Raw genomic sequence first — 14,766 nt, forward strand, 5'->3', positions numbered from 1 at the left:
GCGGGGTCATGCGCGTTCTGATTATCGAAGACGAAGAAAAAACCGCGGACTATTTGCACCGCGGCCTGACGGAACAGGGTTACACCGTGGACGTGGCGCGGGACGGCGTTGAAGGCCTGCACCTAGCGCTGGAAAGTGACTACGCGGTGATCGTCCTCGACGTCATGCTACCGGGCCTCGACGGCTTCGGCGTCCTGCGCGCATTGCGTGCGCGCAAGCAAACCCCGGTGATCATGCTCACCGCCCGCGAGCGTGTCGAAGACCGTATCAAAGGCTTGCGCGACGGCGCCGACGATTACTTGGGCAAACCGTTTTCCTTCCTTGAACTGGTGGCGCGTCTGCAAGCGCTGACCCGGCGCAGCGGTGGGCACGAACCGGTGCAAGTGAGCATCGCCGACCTGTGGATAGATTTGATCAGCCGCAAAGCGACCCGCGCCGGCACTCGCCTTGACCTGACGGCCAAAGAGTTTTCGCTGCTCAGTGTGCTGGCCCGTCGGCAAGGTGAAATCCTCTCGAAAACGGCGATTGCCGAGATGGTCTGGGACATCAATTTCGACAGCGACGCCAACGTTGTCGAGGTCGCGATCAAACGTCTGCGGGCCAAGCTCGACGGGCCGTTTGACGAGAAACTGCTGCACACGATTCGTGGCATGGGTTATGTGCTGGAGAGCCGTGGTGTCCAGTAACTCCATCGCGCTTCGCCTGAGCGGGATGTTTACGCTGGTGGCGCTTTTAGTGTTTTTGTTGATCGGCTGGGCGTTGTATCAGCAGGTCGACAAGGGGCTTGGTTTGCTGCCCGAAGCCGAACTGGATGCGCGCTACAGCGTGCTCGAATCCACCGTCGGCCGCTACGGCACACCCGAGCACTGGGTGAAGATCAACAACAAGCTCAAGCTGCTCGGTGAAGAAGACAAGCGCATCCGTTTCTGGATCGTCAGCGGTGATCCGCATTACGAATACGGCGAGTTCACACCGCAAATCCGCGCTTTCACCGAAGGGCCGCTGGGCATGCGCGACTTGCAGTTGCCAGACCACCCCTACCCGCTGAAAGTGCTGGTGAGCCAGTTCCCGGCCAAGGATCAACGCCCGCCGTTGCGCTTCATGATCGGCATCGACACCGAGACATTTTTCGAGACTCAGCATCACCTGCTGATCGCATTGATCAGCCTGGCGATTGTCGGTGTGTTATTGGCTTCTGCGCTGGGGTATTGGGTGGCGCGGATTGGGCTCAAGCCTTTGATCAAATTGTCTCAGGAGGCCCAGCGCCTGGCGCCGCCGCTGCGTTCCGGGCGACTGCGATTATCGTCGCTGCCGCCGGAACTGAATCAGTTCGTCAATTCGTTCAACTCCACGCTGGAGCGGGTTGAACAGGCGTATTCACGGTTGGAATCGTTCAACGCAGACGTCGCCCATGAATTGCGCTCACCGCTGACCAACCTGATCGGCCAGACCCAAGTCGCGCTGACGCGTGGGCGCTCCGCCGAACACTATTTTGAAGTGCTGCAATCGAACCTAGAAGAACTGGAACGGCTGCGCTCGATCATCAACGACATGCTGTTCCTCGCCAGCGCGGATCAGGGCAGCAAGGCCACCAAACTGACGTCCACCTCGCTCGCCGATGAAGTGGCGACGACGCTGGAGTATCTGGATTTCATTCTTGAGGATGCGCAGGTTCAGGTGCAGGTCAGTGGTGATGCGCAGGTGCGGATCGAGATCGCCCATCTGCGGCGGGCGTTGATCAATTTGCTCAGCAACGCGGTGCAGCACACTGAACCCGGGCAAGTGATTCAGGTGCGGATCGAGGTCGAGGAGTATCAGGTGAGCATTGGTGTCGCCAACCCTGGATCACCGATTCCCAGCGAGCATTTATCGCGGCTGTTTGAGCGGTTTTATCGAGTGGATGCGTCGCGCAGCAACAGCGGCAACAATCACGGGTTGGGGCTGGCGATCGTCAAGGCGATTGCCCTGATGCATGGCGGGGATGTGTTTGTGCGCAGTGACCACGGGATGAATACCTTCGGGATCCATCTCCCCGTTTAATCCTCCCACAGCCCTGTGGTGCGGCGTCGTTCTTCTTACTGTTGCTTCTAGCGCAACAGTCCTTTCTTGGATTGGCTCTGTTTCCCGTTGGTCAAGATCCTTATCTTTGCCCGCACCAAACAGCACTTGCCAAGCAAGAAGGTTTAAAAGATGTCCAACATTACGGGTATTGCCAGCGCTTTCGTTTTGTCCTCTTTGTTCCTGTCTCCGTTCGCCATCGCGGAAGAATCGCAGACGTTCGTCACGCAAAATGCCGCGCGCACCACAGCGTACGATCAGTATCAGAGCGAAATGACGGCCAAGGCTCAGGACGCTGCGCAACCCCCTCAAACATCGATTTCTGCAAGCCAGCAACGGATTGAGAAAGACAGCTGATTCATCGATCGACTCTGTTTCCCTCGACACTTTTCATCGGCTCTTCCCTTTGAAAGGTTGTCTTCAAAGCCGCTGCTATCAGCGGCTTTTTTTCGTTGGGGCTAACGCAAGTGCGTTCCCGCTCAATGTCTTCTAAGCTTGAATAAGTAAAGGCCAGCGCGTTTTGCTGGCCTTTTTTATGCTCTTCAAGCAGACAGTCGCCCCATGCCCGTGAGCCCCCCCCAACACCTTTCAGGCAAGACCGGTCGACCTGAGCTCATGGTGATGCTTGGCAGTTTGCTGACGGTGATCGCGATTCTGAGCATCGTTGCCTATCTGCTGATTCGCGAGCACGCCAACGCCCAGCAGGCGGCCACCCGCAGCGCGACCACTATTGCGCAGTTGATCGACGCTGACGTACTGCGCACCGTCGAGCTCTACGATTTGACCCTGCAAGGCCTGATAGCGGCCTCACAACGGGAGGACCTGAAACAGGTTTCACCACAGATTCGCCATCTGGTGCTGTTCGACCGCTCCACCACGGCGCGCTTCAAGGGCGATATTCTGTTGCTGGACAAGCACGGTGAAGTGATCGCCGATTCATCGCTGATCGAGCCCAAGCCCGGTAACTTTGCCGACCGCGACTATTTCCTCGCCCATGCTTTCAACCGTGACACCGGCATGTTCATCAGCCGTCCGTTCAAGCCGCGCTGCGACTGCGACGACAGCGAGGAGTGGCGTATCAGTTTTAGCCGACGCATCTCCTCGTCCAGTGGTGAGTTTCTAGGCGTGGCGATGGCATCGATGCGCCTCGCGTACTTTCAACAGTTGTTCAACAGCCTGGACATCGGTAACGACAGCACCCTGAGCATCATCAATGACGACGGCATTCTGCTGGCGCAAAAGCCTCACCTGATCAACGACCCCATCGGCAAGAACTTCGCCAGTCGGCCCAATGTCGAGCGCATCCTGCGTGAGGGCGCGGGCAGCTTCGACAGCGTGTCGAGCGTCGATCATCAACAACGCCTGTACACTTTTTCGAGGGTCGGCAACCTGCCGTTGACGGTCATCGTCGCCCTCTCCGGCAACGAAGTGTTCGCCACCTGGAAACGCACGGCGGTGGTGATCAGCGGTGCAACCGGCGTGCTGTGCATCGGACTGCTCTGGCTGACCTGGTTGCTGTGCCGCGAACTGCGTCTGCGCCATCACGTCGAGCGGGAACTGGCGCAACTGGCCGCCACCGATGCCCTGACCGGCGTCGCCAACCGCCGAACCCTGGATCAAACCGTGCGCCATGAGTGGTTTCGCGCCCAACGTTCGGGCAAGCCGCTGTCGGTGCTAATGATCGACGCCGACCACTTCAAAGCGTTCAACGATCGCCATGGCCATAAGGGCGGCGACGATGCGCTGCGGGCAGTGGCTAAGGTGATCAGCGCCAGTATCCGGCGGCCTGGAGATTTGGTGGCGCGATATGGCGGGGAGGAGTTTTCGGTCATTCTGGCGGAAACGGACAGCGCGGGGGCCTGGCTGATTGCTGAAAAAATCCGGGGGGCGGTGGAGCAGATGCCATTGGTGGCGGGCGCTGAAACGCCGATTACTGTCAGTATCGGGATCAGTACCTGGACGACGGAGAAAGAAATCAGTCTGGAACAGTTGCTGTTTACGGCGGACAAGGCGCTGTATCAGGCCAAGGCCGGGGGAAGGAATCGGGTGGTGGCTGCGCAGTGAGATCGTTCCCACGCTCTGCGTGGGAATGCTTCAACGGACGCTCCGCGTCCGGCTCTGGATGAGACGCAGAGCGTCTCGGGCTCCATTCCCACACAGAGCGTGGGAACGATCAGGCATAAAAAAAGGCCACCCGAAGGCAGCCTTTAAAAACTAGAGAGGTTTTTTGCTTACACGGCCGCGACAGGACGCATGTAAGAGATCGGTGCAGTGCTGGCGTCTTCGAAAGTCACGACTTCCCAAGCATCTGTCTGCTCAATCAACTTGCGCAGCAGCTGGTTGTTCAATGCATGTCCGGACTTGAAGCCCTTGAACTCACCAATCAGGCTATTGCCCAGCAGGTAGAGGTCACCAATTGCATCGAGGATCTTGTGCTTCACGAATTCGTCTTCATAGCGAAGGCCGTCTTCGTTCAGTACACCATCCGCGTCGACCACAATAGCGTTTTCAACGCTGCCGCCGAGTGCGAGGTTGTGCTTGCGCAGGTACTCGATGTCACTCATGAAACCAAAGGTACGGGCGCGGCTGACTTCTTTTACGAACGAAGTGCTGGAAAAATCCACGCTTGCACTTTGTGTGCGGTTACGGAAAACCGGGTGATCGAAATCGATCTCGAAACTCACCTTGAAGCCTTCGAAAGGGACGAAAGTGGCGCGCTTGTCGCCGTCTTCCACTGTCACTTCCCGCAGGATCCGGATGAACTTCTTCGGTGCGTCCTGTTCTTCCAGGCCGGCCGATTGAATCAGGAATACGAAAGGTCCAGCGCTACCATCCATGATTGGTACTTCGGACGCGGAGAGCTCGACGTAGGCGTTATCGATGCCCAGGCCAGCCATGGCCGAGAGCAAGTGCTCCACCGTGTCCACTTTGACGTCACCGTTGACCAGTGTGGTCGACATTGTGGTTTCGCCAACGTTTTCTGCGCGGGCAGGTATCTGCACCACAGGATCGAGGTCAGCACGACAAAACACAATGCCGGTGTCGATAGGCGCGGGCTTGAGGGTCAGGTATACCTTCTCCCCGGAGTGCAGGCCTACACCTGTGGCACGGATAATATTTTTCAGTGTGCGTTGTTTAATCATGGCTTGGGCCGCTTCAGCGCAAATTGCGAACTGGTATCAACAAAGGCTGGCGATGATAGCAGACCAGACCTTTGCTGAACACCAATCAACTTCATAGCCCTGATACATTCCATCAATCAGCCTGACGACGCAGGAATGCCGGGATGTCCAGATAGTCCAGATCATCTTGCGGATTCATCTTCGCAGCAGTCGCAGCACCGGCCTGAGCCTGGTTGCGCATGACGGTCGGACGGTCCAGGTCACGGTAGTTTACCGCCGGTTGTTCCTGACGAGCGGGAGCCGATTGTTGCGGCTGGGAAGCCATCGAGGTGTGAACGGTGTTGTCGATGACCTTCACAGGCTTCTCGATTTTAGCGCCCAGACCAGTAGCAACCACAGTTACGTGCAACTCATCGCGCATGTCCGGATCGATAACGGTACCGACCTTGACCATCGCGTGCTCGGAGGCGAAAGCTTCAATGATGCTACCCACGTCGGAGTACTCACCCAGAGACAGGTCAGGACCGGCGGTGATGTTCACCAGGATGCCGCGTGCACCTTGCAGGTTCACGTCTTCGAGCAACGGGTTGCGAATGGCCGCTTCGGTGGCCTCGCGCGCGCGATTCGGACCGCTGGCGCAGCCAGTGCCCATCATCGCCATGCCCATTTCGCTCATCACGGTACGTACGTCAGCGAAGTCGACGTTGATCATGCCCGGACGCTTGATGATGTCGGAGATACCGCGAACGGCACCGGCCAGCACATCGTCAGCCTTGGCAAATGCGGACAGCAGGCTTGCGTCCTTGCCAAGGATGGTCAGCAGTTTCTCGTTGGGAATGGTGATCAACGAGTCGACGCTTTCAGACAGCAGACGGATGCCTTCGTCGGCGATCTGCATGCGCTTGCGACCTTCGAACGGGAACGGACGAGTCACCACCGCAACGGTGAGGATCCCCATTTCCTTGGCCACTTCGGCAATGATTGGCGCCGCACCGGTACCGGTACCGCCGCCCATGCCAGTGGTGATGAACACCATGTTGGTGCCCTGCAGGACTTCGGCAATGCGCTCACGGTCTTCGAGAGCGGCCTGACGACCTACTTCAGGGTTGGCGCCGGCGCCCAGACCTTTGGTCACGCCGGTACCCAGTTGGAGGATGGTCCGCGCGCCGATGGATTTCAGCGCCTGGGCATCAGTGTTGGCGCAGATGAATTCAACGCCTTCAATGTTGCTCTTGACCATGTGATTCACAGCGTTTCCGCCGCCACCGCCAACACCGATAACTTTAATAACCGGGCTTGCGGGGATGTTGTCTACGAGTTCGAACATTTTCCCTCTCCTTTACATTCTCTAGTTTTTTCGCCTACTGCCTGTATCTACAACGGTGCCGCGGTAAATCTTTAGAAGTTGCCTTGTACCCAGCTCTTGATGCGATCGAGCAAGGCGGCTTTTGGTTCTTCATTGCTGTAGCTGTCACGGCTGCTGATGCCCGAGAAAGAAATCCCGTCGGACTGCTTTTGCAGGCCGTACATCAACAGGCCAACGCCTGTGGAATAAATCGGGTTGCGAACCACGTCGTCCAGGCCCTTGACGCCATGGGGCACGCCCAGGCGGACCGGCATGTGGAAAATCTCTTCGGCCAGTTCGGTGGCGCCTTCCATCTTCGCCGTACCGCCGGTCAGCACGATGCCGGCCGGGATCAGGTCTTCGTAACCGCTGCGACGCAGTTCGGCCTGGATCAGCGTGAACAGCTCGTCGTAACGCGGCTCGACCACCTCGGCCAGGGCCTGACGGGACAGCTCGCGCGGTGGACGGTCGCCAACGCTTGGGACCTTGATGGTTTCACCGGCACCGGCCAGTTTGGCCAGGGCGCAGGCGTAGCGGATCTTGATTTCTTCGGCGTACTGGGTCGGGGTGCGCAACGCCATGGCGATGTCGTTGGTCACCTGATCGCCCGCAATCGGAATCACGGCGGTGTGACGAATCGCGCCTTCGGTGAAGATGGCGATGTCGGTGGTGCCGCCGCCGATGTCCACCAGGCACACGCCCAGCTCTTTCTCGTCGTCGGTCAGGACCGAATATGCGGAAGCCAGTTGTTCGAGAATGATGTCGTCGATTTCCAGGCCACAACGACGCACGCATTTTTCAATGTTCTGTGCGGCGTTGACGGCGCAAGTGACCACGTGAACCTTGGCTTCCAGACGCACGCCGGACATGCCCAGAGGCTCACGGACGCCTTCCTGGTTATCGATCACATAATCCTGCGGCAAGGTGTGCAGCACGCGCTGGTCTGCCGGGATCGCCACAGCCTGGGCAGCGTCGAGGACGCGCTCCAGGTCGGCCGGGCTGACTTCGCGATCACGGATGGCGACGATGCCGTGGGAGTTCAGGCTGCGGATGTGGTTGCCGGCCACACCGACAAACGCCGAGTGAATGCGGCAACCGGCCATCAACTGCGCTTCTTCGATGGCGCGCTGGATCGACTGCACGGTGGATTCGATGTTCACCACCACGCCTTTCTTCAGGCCACGGGACGGATGGGTACCGATCCCGACGATTTCGAGCGTGCCGTCGTCCGCAACCTCGCCGACAAGCGCCACCACCTTGGAGGTGCCGATATCGAGACCGACGATCATTTTGCCGCTTTGCACGTTTGCCATGGGTCCTGCCTCTTCTTAATTCTTCGCGACAGCGGGTTGGGCTGTCGTGGGCGCTACAGGTTCCCGCCAGCCAACAGCAAGGCCGTTGGCGTAGCGCAGATCGATGCGCGCAATGTTCGTAATCTGTTCTTTAAGCGTCTTGTCATAGATGGCGATGAAACGGCGCATCTTCTCTACCAGCTTGCCGCGCCCCAGCAGCAGTTCGATCCCGGGACCGGCACTGCCGGCGCCGGTGGTCAGGAACCAGCTGCCGCGTTCACGCAATTCCAGGCGTGCAATCGAGAAGCCCAGCGGCCTGAGCATCTGGCTCAGCACCTGGTATTGCTGCATCACCTGCTGCTGAGCCCGTTGTGGGCCGAACAGCTGTGGCAAGTGTTCGTAGTTCGCCAGCTCACGCGGGGTGAATGCCTGGCCCTGGTTGTTCAACAGTGATTCATCGCCCCAACGGGCCACCGGCAGTTGTTCTTCCAGGCGGATCACCACTTGATCCGGCCACACCCTGCGCACTTCGGCGTGGGCGATCCATGGCATCGTTTCAAGCTCGGTACGCATGCTCTCCAGGTCGATGGTGAAGAAGCTCGACGCCACGTACGGGGCGATCCGCTGCTGCACGGCTTGCTGGCTGATGTAACTCAAATCGCCCTGCACGTTGATCTTGGTGATCGGCCGGTCGGCGTACGGCAGCAAACGCTGCGCGCCTTCGTAAGTACCAAACCCCAGTGCAACCAACAGCACCGGCCAGAACAAGGCTTTGAGAAAACCAAAATTGGCTTTCGGCAGGCGCACAGACATCGGCTCTTTGGCCACCATTCGGCTGGCACCCCGTGGCACCGGCTTGCGGCCGGGTGCTGGTGGAGGCTGATGTCTGAGCTGCGCGCCTTGCATGGTCTTAACCTCTTGGCTCTTCAGTGCCGGCAACACTGGCTGCCAGAATCGCCAGAACCAGTTGCTGGAAATCCAGACCGGCAGCACGGGCCGCCATCGGTACCAGGCTGTGATCGGTCATGCCCGGCGCCGTATTCACTTCCAGGAACCAGAACTGCCCGTCGGCGTCCTGCATCACGTCTGCCCTGCCCCAACCTGCGATACCCAGCGCCTCGCAGGCTTTCGCCGTGAGGTCCATGAGTTCCTTTTCCTTGGCGCTGTCCAGCCCGCACGGAATGCGGTACTGGGTATCGTTGGCGATGTACTTGGCGTCGTAGTCGTAGAAGCTGTGCGTCGTGCCCAGGGCAATCGGAGGCAACACCTGGTCACGCAGGGTGGCGATGGTGAACTCCGGACCGTGAATCCATTGCTCGACCAACACTTGCGAATCGTAGGTACTGGCCGCTTTCCAGGCGTCGATCAACTCGGACGCGGAACTCACTTTGGCCATACCGATACTTGAACCTTCATGCGCCGGTTTGACGATCAAAGGGAAGCCCAGTTCCGTCGCTGCCGAAATACAATCGGCCTCGCTGCTCAAGACGGCGTGACGTGGCGTGGGAATGCCCAGGCTGTGCCAGACCTGCTTGGTGCGCAGTTTGTCCATGGCCAGCGCCGAAGCCAGAACGCCGCTGCCGGTGTACGGAATGCCCAGGCATTCGAGCAGGCCCTGCATGCTGCCGTCTTCGCCACCACGACCGTGGAGGATGATGAAGGCGCGGTCGATCTTTTCGTTGAGCAAACGCTGCAACAGGTCATCGCCGACGTCGAGACCGAACGCGTCCACACCGCCACTTTGCAGTGCAGCGAGGACCGCGTTACCCGACTTCAGGGAAACTTCCCGCTCGGCACTCTTGCCGCCGAAGAGCACGGCAACGCGGCCGAAGTCTTTCGGCGCGACAGTGGAGACGAGGTTGGCGTAAGCAGCAGTCATTTCAACTTCCCCACGCTTGGCGCGGCAACGGCGCCAGCGAACAACGGACTGTTCAAAAGTTTGGGTGCAAGGCCACCGATATCACCGGCGCCCTGGCACAGCAGGATGTCGCCAGCACGCAGCAGTGGCTTGACCAGCGGCGCGAGGTCGACGCCGCGCTCGATGTAGATCGGGTCCAACTGCCCGCGCTGACGGATGCTGTTGCACAACTTGCGGCTGTCGGCGCCCGGGATCGGCTCTTCGCCGGCCGGATAGACTTCCATCAACAGCAGGACGTTGGCGTCAGCCAGCACATTGACGAAATCGTCGTACAGGTCGCGGGTGCGGCTGTAACGGTGCGGCTGGTAAACCATCACCAGGCGGCGCTCCGGCCAGCCACCGCGCACGGCTTTGATCACGGCGGCGACTTCGGTCGGGTGGTGACCGTAGTCGTCGACCAGCATCACGTTGCCGCCTTCGACCGGCAGTTCGCCGTAGACCTGGAAGCGTCGGCCGACACCCTGGAACCCGGACAGGCCCTGGACGATGGCTTCATCGCTGACACCTTCGTCAGAGGCGATGCAGATGGTGGCCAGCGCGTTCAATACGTTGTGGTTGCCCGGCATGTTCACCGAGACATCCAGCGGCTCGCGATCAGGGCGCAGCACCGTGAAGAAAGTCTGCATGCCCTGCTGACGCACATTAATGGCGCGTACGTCGCAGTCATCGCCGAAGCCGTACGTGACGGTCGGACGTTTGACCAGCGGGAGGATTTCACGCACCACCGGATCGTCCAGACACACCACGGCCAAACCGTAGAACGGCAGGTTGTGGAGGAACTCGACGAAGGTTTTCTTCAGTTTATTGAAGTCACCGTCGTAGGTCGCCATGTGGTCAGCGTCGATGTTGGTGACCACGGCCACCAGCGGCTGCAAGTGCAGGAAACTGGCGTCGCTTTCGTCGGCTTCGGCAATCAGGTAACGGCTGGTACCGAGCTGGGCATTGGTGCCAGCCGCATTCAGACGACCACCAATGACGAACGTCGGGTCCAGGCCACCGGCCGCGAACACCGAAGCGATCAGGCTGGTGGTGGTGGTTTTACCGTGCGTACCGGCGACGGCGATACCGTGGCGGTAGCGCATCAGCTCGGCCAGCATCTCGGCGCGCGGCACCACGGGAATACGACGTTCCAGTGCAGTCGCGACTTCCGGGTTGGAGGTGTTGACGGCGCTCGACACCACCAGCACATCAGCAGATGCGGCGTTCTCGGCGCGGTGACCGATAAAGATCTGCGCGCCGAAAGATTCCAGGCGCTCGGTGACCGGCGAAGCCTTCAGGTCGGAACCGGACACGTCATAACCCAGGTTCAACAACACTTCCGCAATCCCGCACATGCCCACGCCGCCGATGCCGACGAAGTGGATTTTACGGATGCGGCGCATTTCCGGTTGCGGCATGGCTTTCTGATTCTCAACCATGGGCCACCTCCAGGCAGGTATCGACCACGTTACGGGTGGCATCGGGTTTGGCCAGGCGGCGGGCGGCCGTGGCCATATCGTTGAGTCGTTGTGGTTGCATCAGGACCTCTGTCAGGCGAGCGGCAAGATCCGCTGCGCCAGTCGTTCTTTGCGGCATCAGGAAGGCAGCGCCTTCACGGGCCAAATAATCGGCGTTGCGGGTCTGGTGATCGTCGATCGCGTGGGGCAAAGGCACCAGCATCGAGGGCAGACCGGCGGCGGCCAGTTCACTGATGGTCAACGCGCCTGCGCGGCACACCACCAGGTCGGCCCAGCCATAGGCTTGGGCCATGTCTTTGATGAAAGGCTGCACTTGCGCCTCGACGCCAGCCGCGCGATAGCGCTCTGCAGTCACTTCATCGTGGTTTTTTCCGGCCTGATGAAACACTTCCGGGCGCAGGTCGGGGGCGACTTGCGACAGGGCTTCAGGCAGCAATTTGTTCAACGGTTCTGCGCCCAGGCTTCCGCCCAGGATCAGCAAACGCGCCTTGCGACCGGCCAGGGCAGGTCGCGCTGTTTCGAGGAACAGCTCGGTGCGCACCGGGTTACCGGTGGTCCGACGGCTGTCCGACAGGGTAAAGGTGTCGGGGAACGCTTCACAGACCCGGGCGGCCAACGGCACCAGCAACCGATTGGCGGTACCGGCCACGGCGTTCTGCTCGTGAACGATCACTGGCACACCGGCCAGTTTGGCGGCGACTCCACCAGGGCCGGTCACGTAACCACCGAAGCCGACCACGCACACCGGCCGCAGCTGACGAATGATCGCCCGCGCCTGCCACACGGACTTGAGCAACATGAACGGCGCCTTGAGCAGGGACAATTTGCCCTTGCCACGCAGCCCGCTGGCATTGATCCGATGCAACTCGATACCGGCCATCGGCACCAGGTCGTTCTCGATGCCACGCGGCGTTCCCAGCCAATGCACGGTGTAACCGCGGGCCTGGAATTCGCGAGCACAGGCCAGCGCAGGGAACACGTGGCCCCCGGTGCCGCCCGCCATGATCAATACGTTAGCGCCCATGGGTCGGCTCCTCGGCGAAGTCGCTCTCATGGAACTCCATCTCTTCACTGCCCAAGTGGGTTCGACTCTCCCACTCGATGCGCAGCAACAAGCCGAGACAGGCACCGCAAATCACCAGCGAACTGCCGCCATAACTGAGGAATGGCAGCGTCAACCCTTTGGTCGGCAGCAGACCGACGTTCACGCCGATGTTGATCAGGAACTGACCGATCCACAGGAACGACAGGCCGTACGCGATGTAGGCGGCGAAGAATTGCTTGGCCTTCTCGGCCCAATAACCAATGTACATGCCACGAATACAGACAAAGGTGAACAGCGCCACGGTGCACAACGAACCCACGGCACCCAGTTCTTCAGCCAGTACCGAGAACACGAAGTCAGTGTGGGCTTCCGGCAGGTAGAACTGTTTCTGCACGCTGTTGCCCAGGCCAACGCCCAGCCACTCGCCGCGGCCGAACGCGATCAATGCTTGCGACAACTGATAGCCGGCACCGAACTGGTCGGCCCACGGATCGGCAAAGTTGGTCAGGCGCGCCATTCGATACGGCTGCACTTGAATCAACAACACCACCGCCGCGACGGCCAGGACCACCATCAAGGAAAACCGGAACAGCCCGACCCCGCCAAGGAACAGCATCGCCGCAGCCGCCCCCATCATCACGACGGTGGCACCGAAGTCCGGCTCCATCAGCAACAGCCCTGCCATCGGCAACAGTACGATGAACGGCTTGAAGAAGCCCATCCAGCTTTCACGCACTTCTTTCTGGCGACGCACCAGATAACCGGCGAGGTAGATCACCACGAACACCTTGGCGATCTCGGAAGGCTGGACGTTGAAGAAACTGAAGCCGATCCAGCGCATCGAACCGTTCACTTCACGGCCGATCCCCGGAACGATCACCATCACCAGCAAACCGAACGCTCCCAGCAGCATCAGCCAGCCCAGGCGTTGCCAGGTGGCAATCGGAATCATCATGGTGACGATGCAGGCCCCCAGGCCCAGCACCACGTAAATAAGGTGGCGAATCATGTAATACAGCGCACTGCCCGACTGCACCGCCCCCACTTCGGTCGATGCCGATGCAATCATGACCAACCCCAGGCCGATCAATGCCAGGCAACCGGCGAGCATCGGGAAATCGAGGTCGATACCGCGCCCGGTGATGATCGGCGACGGATAAGGTTTGATGATGTTTTTCAGGCTCATACCAGTTCCTCCACTGCCTGGACGAACTGGTGACCACGGTCTTCGTAGTTCTTGAACATGTCGAAACTGGCGCAGGCAGGTGATAACAGCACCACGTCACCTGGTTCGGCAGCAGCGCGGCATTGCTCCACGGCTTCAACCAGCGAGCTGACGCGAATCAGCGGCACGGCATCCCCGATGGTCTGGCCGATCTGGTCGGAATCACGGCCCATCAGGATCACGGCGCGGCAGTTGGCAGCCACCGGATCCCGCAGATCATTGAACTCGGCACCCTTGCCGTCGCCGCCGGCGATCAGCACGATCTTGCCGCCGATGTCCGCGCCCAGGCCTTCGATGGCTGCCAGTGCGGCGCCGACGTTAGTGGCTTTGGAATCGTTGTAATAGCCGACGCCATCTAGATCACGAACCCACTGGCAACGATGTTCAAGCCCGGCGAAGGAGCGCAGGGCCGAGAGCATGGCGTCGAATGGCAGACCGACAGCGTGGCCCAGCGCCAAGGCCGCCAAGGCATTGGATTGGTTGTGGGCACCGCGGATTTTCAACTCGCGCACCGGCATCAGGTTCTGGAATTCGAAGGCCAGGTACTTCTCGCCGTCTTCTTCACGGATCCCGAAGGCCTTGAAATCAGGCTTGCTCAAACCGAAGGTCCAGCACGGCTGGCCCTCGCCCATCAACGGACGGCTCAGGGCGTCCTGACGGTTGACCACAAACTGTCTGGCGCCACGGAAGATCCGGTGTTTGGCCAGGTGATAGGCCGGCAGACCGCTGTAACGGTCCATGTGGTCTTCGCTGACGTTGAGCACGGTCGCCACTTCGGCGCCGAGGTTGTCGGTGGTTTCCAGCTGGAAGCTCGACAGCTCCATCACGTACAGCTCGATGTCGTCGCTGAGCAGGTCCAGTGCCGGCGTACCGAGGTTGCCGCCGACGGCCACGCGCTTACCCGCTGCAGCCGCCATCTCGCCGACCAGGGTGGTGACGGTGCTTTTCGCGTTGGAACCGCTGATGGCGACAATCGGTGCCTTCGCGTTACGCGCGAACAGCTCGATGTCGCCGGACAATTTCACGCCACGGGCAGCGGCAGCCTGCAGGGCCGGAGTCGCCAGCGCCAGGCCGGGGCTCACGTAAAGCTCGTCGGCACGGCACAGGAACTCGACGTCCAGCTCGCCACAACGCACTTCCACGTGCGGATAGTCACGCATGAGCGTGGCCAGTTCCGGTGGATTTTCCCGCGTATCGGCGACAGCAAACGACGTGCCCCGGTTCGCCAGGAAGCGAACCAGGGACATGCCGCTCTTGCCGAGGCCGACAACGATGCGGAAGTGGTCAGAAGCGATCAGAGACAC

At 60.1% G+C, this 14,766-nt stretch carries 13 protein-coding genes; 4 read left to right on the forward strand and 9 right to left on the reverse strand.

The window, feature by feature from the left end; translation table 11 throughout:
* Positions 1-8 precede the first annotated feature (8 nt).
* From ACA048_RS24355 to ACA048_RS24370, 4 genes are all read left to right on the forward strand, one after another.
* Complete coding sequence (locus tag ACA048_RS24355) at positions 9-686, forward strand: heavy metal response regulator transcription factor (protein WP_007943491.1); 678 nt, start codon at positions 9-11, stop codon at positions 684-686.
* Positions 676-2,040, forward strand: a complete 1,365-nt coding sequence (locus ACA048_RS24360) for a heavy metal sensor histidine kinase (protein ID WP_497626637.1) — start codon at positions 676-678, stop codon at positions 2,038-2,040. Before ACA048_RS24355 ends, ACA048_RS24360 begins: the two co-directional genes overlap by 11 nt.
* 150 nt (positions 2,041-2,190) lie before the next feature.
* Positions 2,191-2,415 carry a hypothetical protein gene (locus ACA048_RS24365; RefSeq protein WP_497626638.1) on the forward strand — a complete coding sequence of 75 codons (225 nt, stop codon included), beginning with the start codon at positions 2,191-2,193 and terminating at the stop codon, positions 2,413-2,415.
* Positions 2,416-2,619: 204 nt separating this feature from the next.
* Positions 2,620-4,122 (forward strand): sensor domain-containing diguanylate cyclase, encoded by a 1,503-nt coding sequence (locus ACA048_RS24370; RefSeq protein WP_497626639.1) that lies wholly within the window; start codon positions 2,620-2,622, stop codon positions 4,120-4,122.
* 167 nt (positions 4,123-4,289) lie between these two features.
* Here the strand turns inward: ACA048_RS24370 and lpxC are convergent, their stop codons facing one another.
* The 9 genes from lpxC to murD form a co-directional block, all read right to left on the reverse strand.
* A complete protein-coding gene (gene lpxC, locus ACA048_RS24375; RefSeq protein WP_007943488.1) occupies positions 4,290-5,201 on the reverse strand; it encodes a UDP-3-O-acyl-N-acetylglucosamine deacetylase in 912 nt (303 codons plus the stop codon).
* Positions 5,202-5,313: 112 nt separating this feature from the next.
* Positions 5,314-6,507, reverse strand: coding sequence for a cell division protein FtsZ (gene ftsZ, locus ACA048_RS24380; protein ID WP_007943486.1), 1,194 nt, complete (start codon positions 6,505-6,507; stop codon positions 5,314-5,316).
* A gap of 71 nt (positions 6,508-6,578) precedes the next feature.
* Positions 6,579-7,838 carry a cell division protein FtsA gene (ftsA, locus tag ACA048_RS24385; RefSeq protein WP_007943485.1) on the reverse strand — a complete coding sequence of 420 codons (1,260 nt, stop codon included), beginning with the start codon at positions 7,836-7,838 and terminating at the stop codon, positions 6,579-6,581.
* Positions 7,839-7,853: 15 nt separating this feature from the next.
* Entirely contained in the window at positions 7,854-8,723 is an 870-nt protein-coding gene (locus tag ACA048_RS24390; RefSeq protein WP_497626640.1) for a cell division protein FtsQ/DivIB, read from the reverse strand.
* 4 nt (positions 8,724-8,727) lie between these two features.
* Positions 8,728-9,696: a D-alanine--D-alanine ligase gene (locus ACA048_RS24395; protein WP_497626641.1), complete on the reverse strand. Its 969-nt coding sequence runs from the start codon at positions 9,694-9,696 to the stop codon at positions 8,728-8,730.
* Entirely contained in the window at positions 9,693-11,153 is a 1,461-nt protein-coding gene (gene murC, locus ACA048_RS24400) for a UDP-N-acetylmuramate--L-alanine ligase (RefSeq protein ID WP_497626642.1), read from the reverse strand. Before murC ends, ACA048_RS24395 begins: the two co-directional genes overlap by 4 nt.
* On the reverse strand, positions 11,146-12,216 hold the full coding sequence (murG, locus tag ACA048_RS24405) for an undecaprenyldiphospho-muramoylpentapeptide beta-N-acetylglucosaminyltransferase (protein ID WP_123435071.1): 1,071 nt from the start codon (positions 12,214-12,216) through the stop codon (positions 11,146-11,148). The genes murC and murG overlap by 8 nt, the downstream gene beginning before the upstream one ends.
* Positions 12,206-13,423 (reverse strand): putative lipid II flippase FtsW, encoded by a 1,218-nt coding sequence (gene ftsW, locus ACA048_RS24410; protein WP_452628106.1) that lies wholly within the window; start codon positions 13,421-13,423, stop codon positions 12,206-12,208. The genes murG and ftsW overlap by 11 nt, the downstream gene beginning before the upstream one ends.
* Positions 13,420-14,766: a UDP-N-acetylmuramoyl-L-alanine--D-glutamate ligase gene (gene murD, locus ACA048_RS24415; protein WP_497626643.1), complete on the reverse strand. Its 1,347-nt coding sequence runs from the start codon at positions 14,764-14,766 to the stop codon at positions 13,420-13,422. The genes ftsW and murD overlap by 4 nt, the downstream gene beginning before the upstream one ends.

It is taken from the genome of Pseudomonas sp. LBUM1659 (genome assembly GCF_059716045.1).

What these genes read in the sequence shown, in the direction of transcription:
- ACA048_RS24355 (WP_007943491.1), top strand. Translation starts at nt 9, where the DNA reads ATGCGCGTTCTGATTATCGAAGACGAAGAAAAAACCGCGGACTATTTG.
- ACA048_RS24365 (WP_497626638.1), top strand. Translation starts at nt 2,191, where the DNA reads ATGTCCAACATTACGGGTATTGCCAGCGCTTTCGTTTTGTCCTCTTTG.
- ACA048_RS24370 (WP_497626639.1), top strand. Translation starts at nt 2,620, where the DNA reads ATGCCCGTGAGCCCCCCCCAACACCTTTCAGGCAAGACCGGTCGACCT.
- lpxC (WP_007943488.1), bottom strand. Translation starts at nt 5,201, where the DNA reads ATGATTAAACAACGCACACTGAAAAATATTATCCGTGCCACAGGTGTA.
- ftsZ (WP_007943486.1), bottom strand. Translation starts at nt 6,507, where the DNA reads ATGTTCGAACTCGTAGACAACATCCCCGCAAGCCCGGTTATTAAAGTT.
- ftsA (WP_007943485.1), bottom strand. Translation starts at nt 7,838, where the DNA reads ATGGCAAACGTGCAAAGCGGCAAAATGATCGTCGGTCTCGATATCGGC.
- ACA048_RS24390 (WP_497626640.1), bottom strand. Translation starts at nt 8,723, where the DNA reads ATGCAAGGCGCGCAGCTCAGACATCAGCCTCCACCAGCACCCGGCCGC.
- ACA048_RS24395 (WP_497626641.1), bottom strand. Translation starts at nt 9,696, where the DNA reads ATGACTGCTGCTTACGCCAACCTCGTCTCCACTGTCGCGCCGAAAGAC.
- murC (WP_497626642.1), bottom strand. Translation starts at nt 11,153, where the DNA reads ATGGTTGAGAATCAGAAAGCCATGCCGCAACCGGAAATGCGCCGCATC.
- murG (WP_123435071.1), bottom strand. Translation starts at nt 12,216, where the DNA reads ATGGGCGCTAACGTATTGATCATGGCGGGCGGCACCGGGGGCCACGTG.
- ftsW (WP_452628106.1), bottom strand. Translation starts at nt 13,423, where the DNA reads ATGAGCCTGAAAAACATCATCAAACCTTATCCGTCGCCGATCATCACC.